General features: G+C 64.1%; 19 protein-coding genes and 1 pseudogene. 3 read left to right on the plus strand and 17 right to left on the minus strand.

The features are described from left to right. Positions 1–85 precede the first annotated feature (85 nt). The 8 genes from scpA to ACP2YP_RS13665 all read right to left on the minus strand — a co-directional run bounded on the left by scpA (position 86) and on the right by ACP2YP_RS13665 (position 7,463). Positions 86–2,242 (minus strand): methylmalonyl-CoA mutase, encoded by a 2,157-nt coding sequence (scpA, locus tag ACP2YP_RS13630; RefSeq protein ID WP_426426139.1) that lies wholly within the window; start codon positions 2,240–2,242, stop codon positions 86–88. 23 nt (positions 2,243–2,265) lie between these two features. Then, a complete protein-coding gene (locus tag ACP2YP_RS13635) occupies positions 2,266–2,730 on the minus strand; it encodes a GFA family protein (protein ID WP_426424715.1) in 465 nt (154 codons plus the stop codon). Next, positions 2,727–4,598 carry a methylmalonyl-CoA mutase subunit beta gene (locus ACP2YP_RS13640; protein WP_426424716.1) on the minus strand — a complete coding sequence of 624 codons (1,872 nt, stop codon included), beginning with the start codon at positions 4,596–4,598 and terminating at the stop codon, positions 2,727–2,729. Before ACP2YP_RS13640 ends, ACP2YP_RS13635 begins: the two co-directional genes overlap by 4 nt. Before the next feature lie 81 nt (positions 4,599–4,679). Further along, on the minus strand, positions 4,680–5,171 hold the full coding sequence (folK, locus tag ACP2YP_RS13645) for a 2-amino-4-hydroxy-6-hydroxymethyldihydropteridine diphosphokinase (protein WP_426424717.1): 492 nt from the start codon (positions 5,169–5,171) through the stop codon (positions 4,680–4,682). A gap of 1 nt (position 5,172) precedes the next feature. After that, positions 5,173–5,541, minus strand: coding sequence for a dihydroneopterin aldolase (folB, locus tag ACP2YP_RS13650; protein WP_027533885.1), 369 nt, complete (start codon positions 5,539–5,541; stop codon positions 5,173–5,175). Continuing rightward, positions 5,538–6,398, minus strand: a complete 861-nt coding sequence (folP, locus tag ACP2YP_RS13655) for a dihydropteroate synthase (RefSeq protein WP_426424718.1) — start codon at positions 6,396–6,398, stop codon at positions 5,538–5,540. The genes folB and folP overlap by 4 nt, the downstream gene beginning before the upstream one ends. A gap of 260 nt (positions 6,399–6,658) precedes the next feature. Then, on the minus strand, positions 6,659–7,066 hold the full coding sequence (locus ACP2YP_RS13660) for a DUF4332 domain-containing protein (RefSeq protein WP_426424720.1): 408 nt from the start codon (positions 7,064–7,066) through the stop codon (positions 6,659–6,661). 31 nt (positions 7,067–7,097) lie between these two features. Further along, the gene (locus ACP2YP_RS13665) at positions 7,098–7,463 is read right to left on the minus strand and encodes a DUF2267 domain-containing protein (RefSeq protein ID WP_426424721.1); all 366 of its coding nucleotides are present in this window, start codon (positions 7,461–7,463) and stop codon (positions 7,098–7,100) included. 344 nt (positions 7,464–7,807) lie between these two features. On the opposite strand from ACP2YP_RS13665, the gene ACP2YP_RS13670 reads away from it, so the two are divergent. The 3 genes from ACP2YP_RS13670 (at position 7,808) to ACP2YP_RS13680 (ending at position 12,321) form a co-directional block, all read left to right on the plus strand. Further along, positions 7,808–9,427, plus strand: a complete 1,620-nt coding sequence (locus ACP2YP_RS13670; RefSeq protein WP_426424722.1) for a helicase HerA-like domain-containing protein — start codon at positions 7,808–7,810, stop codon at positions 9,425–9,427. 142 nt (positions 9,428–9,569) lie between these two features. Next, entirely contained in the window at positions 9,570–10,898 is a 1,329-nt protein-coding gene (locus ACP2YP_RS13675) for a glycosyltransferase family 87 protein (RefSeq protein ID WP_426424723.1), read from the plus strand. A gap of 25 nt (positions 10,899–10,923) precedes the next feature. Further along, the gene (locus tag ACP2YP_RS13680; RefSeq protein ID WP_426424724.1) at positions 10,924–12,321 is read left to right on the plus strand and encodes a M20/M25/M40 family metallo-hydrolase; all 1,398 of its coding nucleotides are present in this window, start codon (positions 10,924–10,926) and stop codon (positions 12,319–12,321) included. Positions 12,322–12,332: 11 nt separating this feature from the next. Here ACP2YP_RS13680 and ACP2YP_RS13685 read toward each other — a convergent pair whose 3' ends face one another. The 9 genes and pseudogenes from ACP2YP_RS13685 to ACP2YP_RS13725 all read right to left on the minus strand — a co-directional run bounded on the left by ACP2YP_RS13685 (position 12,333) and on the right by ACP2YP_RS13725 (position 18,808). After that, complete coding sequence (locus tag ACP2YP_RS13685) at positions 12,333–13,589, minus strand: hybrid sensor histidine kinase/response regulator (protein WP_426426140.1); 1,257 nt, start codon at positions 13,587–13,589, stop codon at positions 12,333–12,335. Positions 13,590–13,610: 21 nt separating this feature from the next. Next, positions 13,611–13,817, minus strand: a pseudogene (locus ACP2YP_RS13690) (hypothetical protein); the annotation flags it as partial. A 75-nt stretch (positions 13,818–13,892) separates the two neighbouring features. Then, on the minus strand, positions 13,893–14,354 hold the full coding sequence (locus ACP2YP_RS13695; RefSeq protein WP_426424725.1) for a response regulator: 462 nt from the start codon (positions 14,352–14,354) through the stop codon (positions 13,893–13,895). 1 nt (position 14,355) lies between these two features. Beyond that, the gene (locus ACP2YP_RS13700; RefSeq protein ID WP_426424726.1) at positions 14,356–15,363 is read right to left on the minus strand and encodes a sensor histidine kinase; all 1,008 of its coding nucleotides are present in this window, start codon (positions 15,361–15,363) and stop codon (positions 14,356–14,358) included. Then, positions 15,360–15,995: a SpoIIE family protein phosphatase gene (locus ACP2YP_RS13705; RefSeq protein WP_426424727.1), complete on the minus strand. Its 636-nt coding sequence runs from the start codon at positions 15,993–15,995 to the stop codon at positions 15,360–15,362. Before ACP2YP_RS13705 ends, ACP2YP_RS13700 begins: the two co-directional genes overlap by 4 nt. After that, complete coding sequence (locus ACP2YP_RS13710; RefSeq protein ID WP_426424728.1) at positions 15,983–16,387, minus strand: anti-sigma regulatory factor; 405 nt, start codon at positions 16,385–16,387, stop codon at positions 15,983–15,985. The genes ACP2YP_RS13705 and ACP2YP_RS13710 overlap by 13 nt, the downstream gene beginning before the upstream one ends. Continuing rightward, positions 16,377–16,751 carry an STAS domain-containing protein gene (locus ACP2YP_RS13715; RefSeq protein ID WP_426424729.1) on the minus strand — a complete coding sequence of 125 codons (375 nt, stop codon included), beginning with the start codon at positions 16,749–16,751 and terminating at the stop codon, positions 16,377–16,379. The genes ACP2YP_RS13710 and ACP2YP_RS13715 overlap by 11 nt, the downstream gene beginning before the upstream one ends. Positions 16,752–16,761: 10 nt before the next feature. Next, entirely contained in the window at positions 16,762–17,802 is a 1,041-nt protein-coding gene (locus tag ACP2YP_RS13720) for a protoglobin domain-containing protein (RefSeq protein ID WP_426424730.1), read from the minus strand. Between the two features lie 226 nt (positions 17,803–18,028). After that, on the minus strand, positions 18,029–18,808 hold the full coding sequence (locus ACP2YP_RS13725; protein WP_028153549.1) for a class II aldolase/adducin family protein: 780 nt from the start codon (positions 18,806–18,808) through the stop codon (positions 18,029–18,031). Positions 18,809–18,830 lie beyond the last annotated feature (22 nt).

An 18,830-nucleotide genomic window follows, 5' to 3' on the forward strand; every position in this document is an offset into this window, starting at 1 on the left:
TCGTCAATGCAATATGCTATGCGGCTTTGCATAGATATCGCAAGCGGCCGCCGGTTTTGATACCGGGAGCCCAAGAGCGGCGGAATTACTCCGCCGCCTCGCTATGGCCGAGCCGGGCATTCAGCTTGCGGATCAGCTCTTCCGCGGCGTCCGCAATCACCGTGCCGGGCGGGAAGATCGCTTCGGCGCCAGCGGCATAGAGCGCGTCGTAATCCTGCGGCGGCACCACGCCGCCGACGATGATCATGATGTCCTCGCGGCCCTGCTTCTTCAGCGCTGCCTTCAGTTCAGGGACGGCGGTGAGATGGGCAGCGGCGAGCGAGGAGACGCCGAGGATATGGACGTCGTTCTCGACGGCCTGTCGTGCCGCTTCGTCGGCAGTGGCAAACAGCGGCCCGATGTCGACGTCGAAGCCGATATCGGCGAAGGCAGAGGCGATCACCTTCTGACCGCGGTCGTGACCGTCCTGGCCGATCTTGGCGACCAGGATGCGCGGGCGGCGGCCTTCGGCCTCCTCGAACGCGTCGATCAGCGCCTGAACCTTCTCGACCTGGTTGCCCATGCTGGACGCCTCCCGCTTGTAGACGCCGGTGATGGACCTGATCTCGGCGCGGTGCCGGCCGAACACCTTCTCCATCGCGTCCGAAATTTCGCCGACGGTCGCCTTCGCGCGCGCCGCATCGATCGCGAGCGCGAGCAGATTGCCGTTGCCTTCGCCGGCCGAGCGCGTCAACGCTGCGAGCGCGGCCTCGACGTCCTTTTGGCTGCGCTCGGATTTCAGCCGCGCCAGCTTGTCGATCTGCAAGCGCCGGACATTGGTGTTGTCGACCTTGAGGATGTCGATCGGCGTCTCGTCGGTCGGCTTGTATTTGTTGACGCCGATCACCGCCTGCTTGCCGGCATCGATCCGGGCTTGCGTCTTGGCCGAGGCTTCCTCGATGCGCAGTTTCGGCACGCCGGCCTCGATGGCCTTGGCCATGCCGCCGAGCTCCTCGACCTCCTGGATATGGCTCCAGGCTTTCGCGGCGAGGTCGCGCGTGAGCCGTTCGACATAGTACGAGCCGCCCCAGGGATCGATGATGCGGGTGGTGCCGCTCTCCTGCTGCAGGAACAGCTGGGTGTTGCGGGCGATGCGCGCGGAGAAATCGGTCGGCAGCGCCAAGGCCTCGTCGAGCGCGTTGGTGTGCAGCGACTGGGTATGGCCTTGCGTGGCCGCCATCGCCTCCACGGTCGTGCGCATCACATTGTTGAACACGTCTTGCGCGGTCAGAGACCAGCCGGAGGTCTGGCTATGCGTGCGCAGCGAGAGCGAGCGCGGATCCCTAGGGTTGAAGGGCTTGAGCAGCTTCGCCCAGAGCAGGCGCGCGGCGCGCAGCTTGGCGACTTCCATGAAGAAGTTCATGCCGATCGCCCAGAAGAACGACAGGCGCGGCGCGAAGCGGTCGACGTCAAGCCCGGCGGCAAGACCGGCGCGCAGATATTCGACGCCGTCGGCGAGCGTATAAGCAAGCTCGAGATCTTGCGTCGCGCCGGCTTCCTGCATGTGATAGCCGGAAATGGAAATAGAGTTGTATTTCGGCATCTTCTGCGAGGTGTATGCAAAAATGTCCGAGATGATCCGCATCGACGGCGCAGGCGGATAGATATAGGTGTTGCGCACCATGAACTCTTTCAGAATGTCATTCTGAATGGTGCCCGAGAGTTTCTCCGGTGGCACGCCCTGTTCCTCGGCGGCCGCGACGTAGAGCGCGAGGATCGGCAGCACTGCGCCGTTCATGGTCATCGACACGCTCATCTGGTCGAGCGGAATGCCCGCAAACAGCGTGCGCATGTCGTAGATGGAATCGATGGCCACACCGGCCATGCCGACGTCGCCGCCGACGCGCGGATGATCGCTGTCATAGCCGCGATGGGTGGCGAGGTCGAAGGCGACCGAGAGGCCCTTCTGTCCGGCAGCCAGGTTGCGGCGGTAGAACGCGTTGGAATCTTCCGCCGTGGAGAAGCCGGCATATTGCCTGATGGTCCAGGGCTGGTTGACATACATCGTCGGATAGGGGCCGCGCAGGAATGGCGCGATGCCGGGATAGGTATCGAGGAAATCGAGCCCGGCCAGATCAGCCTCGCCATAAGCGGGCTTCACCAGAATGCCCTCGGGCGTCAGCCAGGGCTCGGCGCTGCCTGACGGTGCGGTGGTTGCAGTCCGCTCGAAGGCAATGTCTGCAAAGTTCGGAATGCGGCTCATGGCTTCAACCATATCATAGGCGCTCAATCATGATCCGGATGTTGATGGCTGACGATGGTCGCCATCTTCTCCGGTCCGTAATTCTGCTGCGTGGTCTGGCTCGGCAGGTTGGAGATGCCGACCACCCAGCCGAGGCGCGACTCCGTCCCATATTGCCGCGTCGGCACCAGGCGGTCGGGCCGGTCGAAGGCGCCGGTCATGATCTCGATCCGGTCGCCGTCGATGCGGCCGAAGCTCAGCGGCGTGCCGCAGGCGGCGCAATAGCCGCGATCGGCGATCGAGGAGGAGCGGAAGAACGACGGCTCGCCCTTGGTCCAGGCGAAATCGGTGCGGTTGATGTCGGCGAAGGAGGCGAACGGCGCGCCGCTCGCCTTCTGGCACATCCGGCAGTGGCAAATCGAAATCCGGTTCGGCGTCGCCGAAATCGCAAAGCGCACCGCGCCGCATTGGCAGCCGCCGGTGAGAACGGGTTTGCTGGCCTCGGTCATGCCTGATCCATCCGCAAATAAGCGTCTTGCAACGTGGCGAGCGCATCGGCGCCGGCGAACACAAAGCCTGTGACCCCGGCAGCGCGTAAGGTAGCCTCGGCCTCAGCCGGACGGCCTGCCAGATAGATATGTCGGCTACCCGCGGTTTGCAGGGCCTTCGCGGCTGCCTCGGCGTGTTCCGCATAGACCTTGTCGCTGGAACAAAGGCAGGCGAGCGCCGCGCCGGAGGCCTTGAAGGCGGCAGCGAGCTGGGTGGGATCTGCAAAACCCTCGGTGTCGATGGCCTGGATGCCGCCGGCCTCGAACAAGCTTTTTGCGAATGTCGCGCGCGCTGTGAAATCCGCGGGCGTGCCAAGATTGGCCAGGAACACGCTGGGCCGCGTGCCGCGCGCCTTCAACGCCGCGTCGGATTTGTCGCGCAGCGCTTCGAACGGCGCGGCGAGGCGCATCGGCGCCAGCGCGTCGAACTTGTATTTTGCCTCGCCATAAGGCGCGACCGCGATCGGGGTCGCGTTGAGCACCGCCGTTTCCCTCTCATGCAGGTTCGGAAACTCGCTCGCGCCGGTCAGCACGTCGCGGCGCTTTGCGATGTTGGCGTCGCGCGCCTTTCGCGCCGCAGCGACCTTGCTCTGGAACAGGCCCTGCTGAAGCGCCGCGAAGGCACCGCCGGCCTTTTCGCTCTCCTGGAACAGCGCCCATGCTGCCTCGCAGAGCTGCGCCGTCAGTGTCTCGATGCCGCCGGAGCCGGCCGCGGGATCGCTGACCTTGGCGAGGTTGCTTTCTTCCAGCAGCAGGAGCTGCGTGTTGCGCGCCACGCGCCGCGCGAACGGATCGGGCAGCCCAAGCGCCAGCGTATGCGGCAGCACGGTGATCGCATTGGCGCCGGCGAGCCCGGCCGCGAAGGTCGCGATGGTCGCGCGCAGCATGTTCACGTAAGGGTCGCGCTGCGTCAGCATGCGCCAGGCCGTATCGGCGGCGATGAACAGCGGCTTCGGCGTCAGACCGCACGCCGTCTCGACGCGTGCCCACAACAGCCGCAGCGCGCGGAATTTTGCCATGGTCAGGAACTGATCGGCATCCGCGGCGAGCCGTGCATAGACCATGCCCTGCGCCTGCTCCAGCGGAACGCCGGCGCTTTCGATCGCGCGCAGATAGGCAACGCCGCAGGCGAGCACGAAGGCAAGCTCCTGCACCTCCGAGCCGCCGGCATCATGGATCACGCGTCCATCGGCGGACGCGAACGGCCCCTTGAAACCGAGCCCGGCGAGACCCTTGATGCCACCGGTGACGGCGGGAACGATCTCCTCCCAGCTGTAGGGGCTGTTTCCCCACACGGCACAGGCGGCCAGCGGATCGAGCCCGAAGCGGATGTTGCAGGCTGCGGGATCGATGCCGTTACTCTTCACATATTCCGCGATGTGGATCGCGGCCATCCGCGATTGCGGGCCGACCTGAAGCTCGATTTCGATGCCGGCATCGAGGTGAATATCCTTCAACACTTTCGCGACCGCACCGGCCGTCGGTTCCAGGCCGAAGCCATGGCTGCCGTTGCCGCCGGCGAACACCAGCGCGAGGCCCGTCGCCCCATTCTCCAGGTCCTGCAAGGCCTGCGCGTTCGCAGCAACCGCATCGGGATGATCGATCCGCTGCATGATCTGCCATGGCGCGGCCGCCGGCCGTCCCACCACAGGCGCAGCGCCCTTGGCGCGCGGACAGAGCGGCTCGATCTTCAGACCGTCATAGGTCTTGCCGACCAGCTCCTCGAACGGCGCGCCCTTCAGCACTCCATCGACCAGCTTGCGCCAGTCCGCGTCTGTCGCCTTGGGAAAATCGGCCGCCAGCGGCAGATCGTCAGTCACGGAGGTCATACGGCCCAGGGCTCCCAAACGTCTCGTTATTCGCAGACGAAATTGCCACGGTCGGCCGTCCCTGCAAACGGTTGTTTTTGGTTAACCGGTATCCGAAAGCCGCTCAATGCCTTGCGTCGAGACGCTGGCAAGCCCGTCACGCACGCGGATGCCTGAGATCACGCGGTCGGGCGCGATTTCGGCCAGCGGCACCAGCACGAAGGCGCGCTCGAAAAGAAGCGGATGCGGCAGGGTCAGGTCGGGCTTCTGAATCGACATGTTGTCATAGGCGATCATGTCGAGATCGAGCGTGCGGGGACCCCAGCGCCGATCCTTGTCGCGCGTGCGGCCGAATTTCTGCTCGACTTTCTGCATGACGAACAAGAGCGCGTGCGGATCGAGGTCGGTCTCGATCTCGACGCAGGCATTGATGAAGGGATCCTGGTCCTCGTCGCCCCAGGGCGGCGTGGTGTAGTCCGACGAACGCGCGATCACCGCGGCTTGCGCCATGCCGCAGATGTGGGCGATCGCCTTTTTGAATGTCGCGCGGACATCGCCGACATTGCCGCCGAGTGCGATCAGCACGCTCGCCATGTCAGGGGTGCCGCGAGCGGGTCAGCATGATGCCGACATCGTCGAAGATCGCGGCGATCGGCGCATGCGGCTTGTGCACGGTGATCTTCACGGCACGGATGCGCGGGAAGTGCGACAGGATCGCATCCGCGACTGCACCCGCCGCGCGCTCCAGCAGCTTGTAATTGGTGTTCTTGAACGCCGCCGTCGTGGTCGCCACCACGTCGGCATAGGAAACGGTATCGGCGAGGCGGTCGCTGCGCGAAGGCTCCGACAAATCGGTGTAGAGCTCGAGGTCGATCACAAAGCGCTGGCCGACTTCGGTTTCGTGGTCCATCACGCCATGGCGCGCATGGATCGACAGGCCGGTCACGAAGATCGTATCGGTCATTGCTTACTCTCGATTGCGTTGGCGACCCGCAGGGCCTGCAAGGTCTCGGCGACGTCATGGGTCCGGATGATCTTCGCGCCCTTCTGCGCGGCGATCAGATGTGCGGCGATCGATCCGGCGAGCCGCTCTTTCGGCTCCGACGGCGAAACCGAGGCGATGAAACGCTTGCGCGAGGCGCCGACCAGCACCGGCAGGCCGAACATGTCGAGCTCGCGCAGCCGCGCCAGCGCGATCATGCTCTGCTCGGCGGTCTTGCCGAAGCCGATGCCGGGATCCAGCACGATCTTCTCGCGTGCGATGCCGGCCTTGGCGGCGATGTCGAGCGAGCGCAGGAAGAACGCCTTCATGTCAGCGACGATGTCGATGGCGGAATCGACGCTGTCGCGGTTGTGCATGACGATGACGGGGACGCCTCTTGCGGCGACCAGCGGCGCCATATCGGCGTCGCGCTGCAATCCCCAGACGTCGTTGGCTATGGCCACGCCCTGGTCGAGCGCGAAGGCCACAACCTCCGCCTTCATGCTGTCGATCGATACGGGGAGCCCGAGCGCGACGATGCCCGACAGCACCGGCCTCAGCCGGGCAAGCTCGTCCGCCACTGTCACCGGCTGGGCGCCCTTGTAGGGCCGGGTGGATTCGGCGCCGATATCGATGATGTCGACGCCGGCCTCGATCATCGCCCGCGCCCGCGCCAGGGCCTGGTCCGGCGCGATGAAGTCGCCGCCATCGGAAAAGGAATCCGGCGTCACGTTGAGCACGCCCATCACCGCCGGCAGAGGCCGGCCCACGAGCGTCCGCAGCGCATCTAGCCCGGCCGAGCCGGCCGGCGGGACGGATGGGGAGGGCGAGGCATTCATGCGCGTGGCTTTGCGCGGTCGGGGAGGGGGTGTCAAGATGGGATGGGGGCAGTTATTCCGGTGCGTCCAGGCTACCGGTACTCGTGCCCCGGACGCAGCGCAGCGCTTCTTCAGCGGTGCGCTGCTGAGCCGGGGCCGAACTGTTTGGATGGAATGGGTCCCGGCTCTGCGCAGCAACGCTAAGAGCATTGCAGCGCGTCCGGGACACGAGACCCGGCGTTGGGCTCGCAAGACCGCAACAGGCTACGGGGAGAGCAGCCCTAATACGTAATCTTCGGCGACAGCTTCTTGGCCTTGGCGATGATGTCGCCGACCGACTTCTCCGACGGCAGGATGCGGACGAGCTTCTTCCGACCGTTGGCTTCGCGCATGCTCTGCGCCAATCTTGCCGGATTCCGGTAGGCGAGCTCGCGCACGGTGGTGACGCCGGCGGCGCGGACCAGGCCGACCTTGGCCCGTCCCATGCCGGGAATGCGCATGTAGTCGGAGACGTTGGCCCACTCCAGCAGCAGCTGCTCGCTGATGCCGGTCCTGGCCGAGAGCGCCTTGCGGCCCTTGGCGGTGCTCGCGGCTTCCAGCAGCGCGTCGGTGGTACGGATACCCTGCGCCTTCAACTTGTTGGCAGCAAAGGCCGGCAGGCCCTCAATCTCGGAGATCGGATATGTCATGATACTCAATATGAAATATAAAATGCGTCGCTCAGGCGAACTGGCTGAGGCCCGGCGTGCCCGCGATGATCTTGCCCATCTGATCCGCTCCGATTTTGTCTCGACCGAAGCGAAAAAGTTCACGGGCCACGGTCTGGATATCGGACATGCCGAGCCCCAGGCCCATCAGGCGGGTGCCGACGGCCATCAGGCCGCCGCCCATCAGCCGCGACAGTCCGCCGCCGCTCCTGGACGCTTCGATCGCCCCTTCTGCGCCAGGAATCTGGTCGATCAGGGCCTGCACGCTGTCGGAAGGACCTTCGCTGCGGAGGAAATTCAGGATGATGCCGACGGTCTTTTCAGCCACAGCACTATCTATGCTGGCGTTCGTCGCCAGCCGTCCGATCAGCTCGTCCATATGGGCCTGCCCCTCAGCCGGTTCACATGCCGGAGAATATTTTCGAAAAACGATCTTGAGCCGGTGCGATGTGAAATACAAGCGATGAACGCACGCAACGTTCCGATTCATTCTCGAAGACGCGGAAAGTGTTGCAGCGATGCAAGAGCGGAGAAGAAATCCGTGAAAAATTGCCGCGGTGCGAATGTACTACTCCGACTTTTGGCGCATGCCGCGCGCTTAGTCTCCGGCAATGTCGCATGTCAACGCCGCCTTGAACGGTTTCAATCGGCTCACGACATGCGTTAAACTACGGAACTGGTGGGCTCGAGTTTCAATACGCGAAACCAACGACAGAGAGAGTGATGACGGCGCAGGACAACAAGCTCGGCGATACCGACGACAAGATCTTCGTCGGCAAGGGAGACGAGCAGGCCTGGCTGACGCTGGCGCTCGCCAATCGCCATGGCCTCGTCACCGGAGCGACCGGAACGGGCAAGACGGTCACGCTGCAGGTGATGGCGGAAGGATTTGCGCGGGCCGGTGTTCCGGTGTTCGCCGCCGATATCAAGGGCGACCTCTCCGGTATCTCCGAGGTCGGGGAGGCAAAGGACTTCATCGTCAAGCGCGCCACCGAGATGGGGCTGGCGTTCCAGCCCGACCAGTTCTCGACGGTGTTCTGGGATGTGTTCGGCGAGCAGGGCCATCCGGTGCGGGCCACCATCACCGAGATGGGGCCGCTGCTGCTGGCGCGCATGCTCGATCTCAACGACGTGCAGGAGGGCGTGCTCAACGTCGCCTTCCGCGTCGCCGACGACAACGGCCTCGCCTTGATCGACATGAAGGATCTGCGGGCATTGCTGGATGCCATCGCGCCCGACGGCAAGAAGGGGCCGGATGCGGACGAGGATCCGCTCGCGTCGATCCGGAAGGCGGCGCAGGGCTTCGGCAACGTCACCAAAGCCACCGTCGGCACCATCCAGCGCCAGCTGCTGGTGCTGGAGAACCAGGGCGCCACGAAATTCTTCGGCGAGCCAGCGCTGACGTTGAAGGATTTCATGAAGACCGACCGCGACGGACGCGGCATGGTCAACATCCTCGTCGCCGACAAGCTGATGCAGAGCCCGCGGCTTTACGCAACGTTCCTGCTGTGGATGCTGTCAGAGCTGTTCCAGGAATTACCCGAGGCCGGCGACCTTCCCAAGCCCAAGCTGGTGTTCTTCTTCGACGAGGCGCATCTGTTGTTTAACGACGCCCCGAAGGCGCTGATGGACAAGATCGAGCAGGTGGTCCGCCTGATCCGCTCCAAAGGGGTCGGCGTCTTTTTCGTTACGCAAAACCCCATCGACGTGCCCGATCGCGTGCTCGGGCAAATGGGCAACCGGGTGCAGCATGCATTGCGCGCCTTCACGCCGCGCGACCAGAAGGCGGTCGCCGCCGCGGCCCAGACCTTCCGGCCCAACCCGAAGCTCGACACCGCCAAGGTGATCATGGAGCTCGGCAAGGGCGAGGCCCTGGTGTCGTTCCTAGAAGGCAATGGCACGCCGGCGATGGTCGAGCGGGTGCTGATCCGCCCGCCGTCGGCCCGCATCGGGCCGATCAGCCCGGAGGAGCGCAAGGCGATCATGGATGCGAGCCCGGTGAAGGGCAAATACGACACCGCGATCGATTCCGAATCGGCCTATGAGATCCTCCAGAAGCGCATCGCCGGCACCGCGGCGCCGGCCGATGGCCAGGCGGGCGGAGGCGGTGGCAGCATCCTCGGCCAGATCGGCTCGATCGTCGGCACCATCTTCGGCACCAACACCGGACGTAACCGGCTGACGACGGGACAACGCATCGCGCGCGACGTCACCCGCACGGTCACCGACAAGGTGGTCGGCGGCGTCATGGCCGATCTCGGCAAATCGGTCGGCGGCCAGCTCGGCGGCTCGGTCGGCCGCGCGCTCGTCCGCGGCGCGCTCGGCGGATTGCTGCGAAGGTAGGCAGTAAGCCCCGCTTGTGGGCTGCCGGTCCGCTCCTGTTGTGCGGCTAACTGGGCATTGTGCCAAGCACAAATTCAGGTGAAGGGACTCTCCAAGCGCCGGTCCGTCTGCTACGTGCTATCTGTTTCCCGCTGGACATAATGTGACCTCATCGAACTCATCAGACAAACCAGGCGCGCTCAGGACCTTGTCGCTGCGCGCGCCGCTCGATCTGCTCTTCCTGCTCTGCTGCCTTATCCTCACGGCCGATGTCCTCGGTCCGGAGATTTTCGGCCACGGCAAGACCAAGGATTACGCGCTGTGGTACTGGGCCGGGCAGCAGGTGCTGCATGGCGGCCCTCTCTATCCCAGCGAAATGGATCACCCGTTCGAGTTCATCTATCCGCCGCTGCCGGCGATCCTGCTGGCGATCCCGAGCTGGTTCGGCAAGATCCCGCTCTACCTCGTGCTGTCGATCCTGAATGGGGTGGCGTGGTGGTACACGAGCATTCTCTCCAATGCCATGACCGGCTCGGACCGGGAGCCCAACCCGTGGCTCGAAGCGCTGCCGGCGTTCGTCACGGTCTCCTTCGTATTCGACATGTTCGATCTCGGTCAGCCGAACCTCGTTCTGCTGGCGATGATGCTCTACGGCTTCTGGGGCCTCCAGCATCGGCGATCCTGGCTCGCAGGCCTCATGTTCGCTCTCGCCACTGCCATCAAGGTGTTTCCGATCGCGGTGCTGCCTTATCTGGTTTGGCGGAGGCAGTGGGCGGCAGTCGTCAGCATGATCGCCTTCATCGGCGTCCTGCTCTACATCGTGCCGGCGCCGATCCGTGGCTTCGAGCGCAACGCCGCCGAGCTCAACACCTGGTACCAGGGCATGGTCGGCTCGAGCTCGGAAAAGGGTTTTGGCCAGCGCGACGAGCAGAACTGGTCATGGGTCAACCAGTCCATCATCGCGGTGACGCACCGGCTGGTCCGGCCGATCAACTACAATCTGGAGGATCCCAGCAAGCCGGCGCAGACGATGAATGTCATCGACGTTGGCTACAAGACGGCGAACTGGATCGTGCTCGCGGTATCGGCGCTGCTCGGGCTCGGCTTCGTCGCGGTCATGCCGTCACAGCGGCGGCGAACGGCGCGCTCGGACGCCGAGGAGCTCGGCATCCTGTTCTGCCTGATGACGGTGGCCTCGCCGCTGGCGCGACAATACTATTTCATGTGGCTGTTCCTGCCGATGACGGTGCTGATGCATCGGGCCGCCTTCGACCTGCGGCCGAATGTGCGGCTGGGAACCTGGCTCGCGCTTGGCGCTGCCGGCATCCTCATGCTGCTGTCGCTGCCGCTGTTCTCCAAGACCATCCAGGCCTGGGGCAACAATCTCCTCGCCACGGCGGTCCTCGCCGTTGCGCTCGCCTGGCACATCCGCCATCCGCCGGTTGCGGCTAGCTCCGACGCCGCGGCAGGGCTAAAACCACAACCATCTTGAGACTCGAAAAGTGGGACATCCGGCCATGGCCAATGCGCAGCTTCAATCCGTGCTCGACCACATCGACAAGGACTTCGATAACAGCCTCGAGCGCCTGTTCGCGCTGTTGCGGATCAAGTCGATTTCCGCAGATCCGGCCTATGCCGGGGATTGCAAGGCGGCGGCCGAGCATCTGGCCAAGGACATCGCGAGCCTCGGCGTTGCGACCGAGGTGAGGCCGACCGCCGGCCATCCCGCCGTCGTCGGCAAGGTGAGGGCGGGCGGACGGCCGCATGTGATCTTCTACGGCCATTACGACGTGCAGCCGGTCGATCCGCTGGAGCTCTGGCACCGTCCGCCGTTCGAGCCCGCCGTCGCCGATCATGCCGACGGCCGCAAGATCATCGTCGCGCGCGGCGCCGAGGACGATAAGGGTCAGGTGATGACCTTCGTCGAAGCCTGCCGCGCCTGGAAGAAAGTCACGGGCTCGCTGCCGATCGACATCACCTTCCTGATCGAAGGCGAGGAGGAGGTCGGCTCCAAGAACTTCGTGCCGTTCGTCGAGGCCAACAAGGACGAGTTCAAGGCCGATTACGTCTTGGTCTGCGACACCGGCATGTGGGACCCGGAAACGCCAGCGATCACCACGGCGCTGCGCGGCCTGCTCTATGAAGAGGTGAAGATCACCGCCGCCAGCCGCGATTTGCATTCCGGCGTGTTCGGCGGCACGGCGATGAATCCGATCCGGGTGCTGACGAAAATCCTGGGCGGGCTGTTCGACGACGACAACCACATCACCATTCCGGGCTTCTATGACGGCGTGAAGGACACGCCGCCGGAGATCCTGGAGCAGTGGAAGCAGCTCAACTTCACGCCGGAATCGTTTCTCAAGCCGGTCGGTCTGTCGATCCCGGCCGGCGAGAAGGGGCGGCTGATGGTCGAGCAGGCCTCCACGCGTCCGACCTGCGACGTCAACGGCATCTGGGGCGGCTATATCGGCGAGGGCTCCAAGACGGTGATCCCGTCGCATGCCTCGGCAAAAGTCTCGTTCCGGTTAGTCCAGGGGCAGGACCCCCAGAAGATCCGCAAGGCCTTCCGTGACTACGTGACCGCTCGGATTCCCGGCGACTGCAAGGTCGAGTTCGGCGACCATTCCGCCGCACCGGCTGTGGCGCTCGACTGGAACATGAAGCCGCTTGCGGCGGCGAGGCAAGCGCTGACCGAGGAATGGGGCAAGGAGACCGTGCTGATGGGCTCCGGCGCCTCGATCCCGATCGTCGCCGATTTCAAGCGCGCACTTGGGCTGGATTCGCTGCTCGTCGGCTTCGGCCTGGACGACGACAACATTCACTCGCCGAACGAGAAGTACGATCTGCGCAGCTTCCAGAAGGGCATCCGCTCCTGGGCGCGGATCCTCGCGGCGCTGGCCGAGGTGACGGGCTGATCACAACAGGCTCAGCGGATGAGGTCCTGCACGAGGCTTCTGAGCGCAGTGAACTTGAAAGGCTTGTCGATCCTGCGATGTGGGAATCTGTCCAGAAAGGCGGATGCTTCGGAGGAGAAGGCGCCGCCGGTCATGAATATGACCTTGTCGGCGAGTTCGGGGGCGATCTGTAACAAGGCTTCGTGAAATTCGATCCCCGTCATCTGTGGCATCATCACATCCGAGAGGATCAAGTCGAAGTGATCGCCTCTTTCGACGAGCTGAAGGGCCTGCTTCCCCGATTGGAAGGTCGTGACGTCGTGTTCGCCCGACAATATGCGTTCGATCGTTGCACACAGCATCGGTTCATCGTCAACGACGAGAACCCTGCCCCTGCGTTTGGCGCTCTGCGCCGCCGCAGGGACCTCGGCCGTGAGCAGCGACGTCTCGGCGTGAGGTAGGGACACGCTGAACACCGTGCCGTGTCCGGGACGGCTCTCGACGGAAATGTCGCCACCGACACTCGAGACGATGCGGTGGCAGATGGCCAGGCCGAGGCCGGTGCCGACGCTCTCGGCTTTGGTGGTGAAGAACGGATCGAAGACTCGGGAGGCGACCTCCGGCGGCATGCCGGTGCCGGTATCGCTGACCTCGACCAGCACCCGCTTGTTCTCGCCGCCTCGTATCGACAGCGTAATCCTGTTCTCGCTGGCCCTGCCCTCGGGGATGGCTTGGGCAGCATTGACGACCAGGTTGAGGAAGACCTGACCGAGCCGCGCCTCGTTGCCCTGGACCGGAGGGACCTCGTTGTAGTGTCTGACAACACTGGCCCGATGCCGGATCTCGTTGGAGGCCATTCTCAGGGCCGATTCCAGCACGCGCTCGATGTCGACCGGTCCGCGCAGCTCCTCATTGGACGAACGCGAGAATATCTTGAGATCGCGGGCGATATTGCTGACCCGCTCGGCAGCTTCGTGCGCGTCGCGCAACGGTCCGATCAACGCATCGAGGGGCGGGGCAGCCGGCGCGGACCCGTCGCTGGCAGGCGCTTCCAGGTGTTGCAGGACAATTTCGAGATTGGCCAGGACCACCGCCAGCGGATTGTTGATTTCGTGCGCAACGCTCGCCGAGAGCATGCCGACCGACGCCATGCGTTCGGAGATCAGCAGTTGCTCGCGCATCTTCTTGCGCTCGGCGTGCGCGGCGGCCTCGCGCAATTCGCGGTCGATGGCGGGCAAGAGGCGCGCCAAGGCGCCCTTGGGCATGAAATCATTGGCGCCGGCGCGCATGGCCTCGACTGCGGTCTCTTCGCCAACCGTTCCGGAAACGATGATGAAGGGAAGGTCAAAGCCGCGCTTGCGCACCAGCGCCAATGCAGCCGGCGCGCTGAACCGCGGCATCGAGTAGTCGGAAAGCACAATGTCCCAGGCCTCCCGATCCAGCGCGGCATTCAGAGCCTCCGCCGTCTCGACCCGCTCCGAATTGAGCTCATATCCGCCGCGATTGAGTTCGCGCATCAGCAATATGGCGTCGCGCTCATTGTCTTCGACGATCAACGCCTTGAGCAGCTTTGTCACCGTCAGCTCCAGCGCTCAGGATGTCCCGCGCATCGGCGGCATGGTGTTGAGGAGTAGCCAGTACAGCCCGAGCTGCCGCACGGCTTCAGTGAACGCGACAAAATCGACAGGCTTGCGCACGTAGCTGTTGGTGCCGAGCCGATATCCCTCCAGGATGTCCCGCTCTTCCGCGGAAGAGGTCAGGATCACGACCGGCAGCAGCCGCGTGTTTTCGTTGGCGCGTATGCGGCGCAAGACTTCCAGTCCGTCGATCTTCGGAAGCTTGAGGTCGAGCAGCACCAGTTGCGGCAAAGCCCCTGCGGGCGTGCCGTCCGATCCCAGCAGATAGTCGAGCGCTTCGGCTCCGTCACGCGCCACCACGACGGCGGCCTGGAAGTTGTGCTTCTGGAGGGCACGCCGGGTCAGGGCCTCGTCTCTGGGGTTGTCCTCGACCAGCAGGATGCGCTTGTCCTGGAACATCGCTGCCTCAGCCGCCATCTCAGGTGCTCCAAAATGTAAAGAAGAAAGTTGCGCCGCGTCCGACTTCGCTCTCGGCCCAGATTCGTCCGCCATGGCGCTTCACGATCCGCTGCACGGTCGCCAGGCCGATGCCGGTCCCTTCGAATTCGGCTGCCGAATGCAGCCGCTGGAACGCGCCGAACAGCTTGTCGGCATAGGCCATATCGAAGCCGGCGCCGTTGTCGCGCACAAAATGGATGCATTCGCCGTTGTGCTTCCGGCAACCTACCTCGATCCTCGCGGCGGCGCGGTTGCGCGTGAACTTCCAGGCGTTTCCGAGCAGGTTCTCCAGCACACTCTGAAGCAGCCGGGCATCGCCGTGCGCGGTCATGTCGTCGGCGATCACCGTCTCCACGACGCGGCCGGGGGCCGTCCTCTGGAGTTGTGCAAGGACGCTGCGCGCGAGCTCCGCAAGGTCGATCGCCTCGCGGCGCAGTTCGCTTCGCGTCACGCGCGACAGGCTGAGCAAGCCGTCGATCAGGGCAGCCATCTCCTGCCCCGCTTCGCGCACGTAGTGCAGATGACGTTTCGCTGCGTCATCGAGCGCATCGGCGCAATCCTCCAGAACGGCCTGGCTGAAGCCGTCGATGCTGCGCAACGGCGCGCGCAGATCGTGCGCCACCGAATAGCTGAACGCTTCGAGCTCGCGATTGGCGGCGTCGGTTGCGGCCTTGGCCTGAAGCAGGTCCGCGTTCGCGACGGAAAGCAGCAGATTGGCCTCGCGATAGCCGCGCATGGACATTTCAAACGGCGATAGGCTCTCCGCCAGGAATTCCGCGGCCCGGTCGAGCCGCAGCGATCCGGAGCGCGCCAATATCGCAAGTTCCTCATGATGAAGCGCGACGATGTCGAGCACACTGACCCCGCCCGCAAGCGCCTTGCGTCCGAGTTCGTGGGCGTGCAATCGGGCGGCTTCGCCGGCCTCGACGAGATAGCCGCCGAGACTTCCGGCATATTCCCGGCGGATCTCCTCTCGCGTCGGCATCATGGAACATCCCCGATCACGCGGGCGACAAGGACGAGAGCGTCATCCGTGTGCTTGCCGTAGCTTCGCAGGATGTGGTCCGCAGCCTCCTGCGGATACCAACCGATCGGGGACTCCATGCTGAAGGCGCCGTCGATGCCGTCTGTCGCGAAGACAAGCGTATCGCCGTGAGCGAGTGGAAGCATTGCCTGACGAAGCGGCGGAATTTGATATCCGACAACTCCGCCCCGGTGGGGCAGCGACTGGCGCGCCGCGACCGGGTTGGCGCGATATAATATGCCGTCGACATTTCCCACGCCCAGCCATGTCAGCTCGCGACCCCGCGCCTCGATCATCGCCACGCTGAGCACGACGCCGCGACTCTTTTGTAGCGCCGCGTGGCATCGCTCTATCAAGATCGTGACGGGTTCGCCGAGATGGTCATGCAGGGTCGCCGTGGCCATGCGCGATGCGACTGCCGCCTCCGGACCGTGCCCGAGGCCGTCGATTGCAGCTATCAGCACGCCTCCCGAAAATGCCTCGACAAAATGCAGGTCGCCCGATTCCGGTTGGCCGTGCAACGCGCGGGAAGCCAAGCCCCATTCGACGGGCCCCGCGCGCGCGTTGGGATACTGTGCCCCGGTCATGCCTTCCATTTCCGCATGATCACGGTCGTTCCGCGTCCGACCGCCGAGTCGATCTCGAAATCGTCCATCAGCCGCCTGGAGCCTGGCAAACCGAGGCCGAGGCTGTTTCCGGTGGAGTAGCCGTCGCGCATGGCGCGTTCGATATCGGGGATGCCCGGTCCCTCGTCCCGGGCAACGACGAGGATGCCACGCTTGCCATTCTTCTCGGTGATGCTGAGATCGATGTCTCCACGGCCGGCATACACCACGATGTTTCGTGCAATTTCCGAGATCGCCGTCGCAATCAGCGTCAGGTCGCTGCCCGAAAATCCGATCTGCTGCGCGAGCTCGCGCCCCTTCTGCCGCGCCTCCACGATGTCGCCGTCGCGTGTGATGGCAACGTGCGTGGCGTCAGCGGCCATCGGACGTCCCCCCGTCCTGCTGGGGGCGCATCCGCGCCAGGCCTTCATCGAGATCGAGGGCGGTTTCGATCCCGTCAAGGGTGAGACCGAGCTGGACCATCGCAAAGGCGACGTCGGGCTGGATGCCTACAATCACCGTATTGGCGCCGCGCAGCTTGGTCGCGTGAGCGATGCCCCTCAATGTGCGTGTCGCGAAGGAATCCATCACGTCAAGCGCACTGACGTCGATGGCGACGATGCGCGAACGGAAATGACCGATCCTCTCGGCCAGCTCGTCCTTCAGCTGGATCAGATCCCGGTCGGTTGGCGCAGCCTGAAGGCTCGCGATCAGGATGTCGCCTTGCTTCAGGATGGGGATCGCCATGGCGCGTCCTCTATGCCGAAAGGCGTGGCCCCATGACCTCGTTCGCGCGAAGGACTCGATAGCCGAGCATCCGTTCTGCTTCCTCGAGTCCGCTCTGAAGATCTCCGGTCGTGCTGATCTTGCCGAGGTCGACGCCGAGCGCGACCAGCGCCTGTGCGACATCGGCGGACAGGCCGGTGACGATGACGGTGCTGCCCATCAGCCGAGCCGCGGCGATCGTCTGAATCAGGTGATTGGCGACCTTGGAATCGACCGCAGCGACGCCGGTGATGTCCATCACCACCATTCTGGCCCGGTTCGCGCGAATGCTTTGCAAAAGTCCATCCGTCAGTTGTTTTGCGCGCTGGGAGTCGATCATGCCGATGATCGGGAGAATGAGCAGCCCTTCGCGGATCTGGAGAACGGGTGTGGACAGCTCGCGGATCGCGTCCTGCTGAAGGTTGATTGTGCGCTCGCGTTCACTGATCAGCACATCCGTCATGATGCCGATGTCGAAGAATGCCACCTTCTTCAGGGACATGAAGCGCTGGAAGGCGTCGTTCGGATCCTTCGCAAGGCTTTTCATGATGTCGTTTCCGAGCGCTCGCAGCAATTGGTGGAACGCGCCGAGAAACGCGGGTGTCGATACGCCATGCCGGCTGTAAAGCAGGGCCAGCGCAATCCGCTGCTCGACATAATCGCGATCATATTGCGCGGCGGTCATTGCCGAGAGATGCTCGCGTTTGCGGCGCTTGGCCTCTTCCAGGACCTCGCGCTTGCCGAACAGGGCCGGAGCCTCGCCCAGATTGTCAAGATAATGGAAGAACGCGTCCGCATATCGATCGGTCTGCCGCGCCACCACGTCCCGTAGCGTGATGATGCGTGAAATATCCTCGCCGGACAGGTCGACGATCCTCTTGCGCCGATCGATCTCAGCCTCGGTGAGCGGGATGGGAGATGATTGCAGCCTGGATTGTTGGTCCACCATCCGTCCTCCTGCCGCAAATAGACTGCCCGGCTCAGTCGATGCTGGTCGGCTATATTTTGATGGAACTATATCGACGCCACACATGGCGGTCGCAGCGACCCGGCGGAATTGAAGCCCAACTCGTTACTGGTCGGTACGATTCGTACTATCGCATCGGTAGCAAAACCGTGTCAATGTAGCTTCGCTCGTGCAGCCCGATCGCAGGGAGGACGCTTAAAGCAAAGTAAAACGCCGCCCGGAATTGGGCGGCGTTTCATTCCAAAACGTGCAGAGGGTGTTGGCGACTACCTTACACGAAACTCCGTGAATTTCAAGACCGGTAGCCCGGGAGCTCGCGATCGAGCTTGCGCAGCAGCGGCGGCCATACCAGGTTCGTCGCGCGCAGCTCGGCGCGGTCGCGGTTGGCGAGCAGCTCGGTGTTCTTCTCGATCGCGATCTCCTCGACCGGATAGACCGGCGTGCCCAGCGCGCGGGTGCGCACCTGCATCGAGCAGGCGCGCTCGAGGTGGTACATGCGCTCGAAGGCGGAGGCGACCGAGCGGCCGACGGTCAGCGTGCCATGGTTGCGCAGGAGCATGTGGTTGTGGTCGCCGAGATCCTTCTGCAGCCGCGGCCGCTCGTCGTGATCGAGCGCGATGCCTTCATAATCGTGATAGGCGAGGTCGTGTGTGACGAGCTGCGCGGTCTGGTTCAACGGCAGCAGGCCTTCGGCGCTGCTCGACACCGCGGTGCCGTCCAGCGTGTGGAGATGCAGCACGCAGATCGCGTCCTCGCGCACCTCGTGGATCGCCGAATGGATGGTGAAGCCGGCCGGGTTGATGCTGTATTCGCTCTCGCTGAGCTGGTTGCCGTGCAAATCGACCTTGACCAGGCTCGACGCCGTGATCTCGTCGAACATCAGCCCGTAGGGATTAATCAGGAAGTGATGGTCGGGGCCGGGCACGCGCGCGGAGATGTGGGTGTCGACCAGATCGTCCCAGCCGTACAGCGAGACGAGACGATAGCAGGCGGCGAGATTGACCCGTTGCTGCCACTCCGCCTCCGTCATGTTCGACGGCACTTCCTTCAGGCGCGCTTCCGCTGGTGACATGGCAAATCTCTCCGAACCTCAT

The sequence above is a fragment of the Bradyrhizobium genosp. A genome (assembly GCF_049949275.1).
In the GTDB taxonomy this organism is placed as follows: domain Bacteria; phylum Pseudomonadota; class Alphaproteobacteria; order Rhizobiales; family Xanthobacteraceae; genus Bradyrhizobium.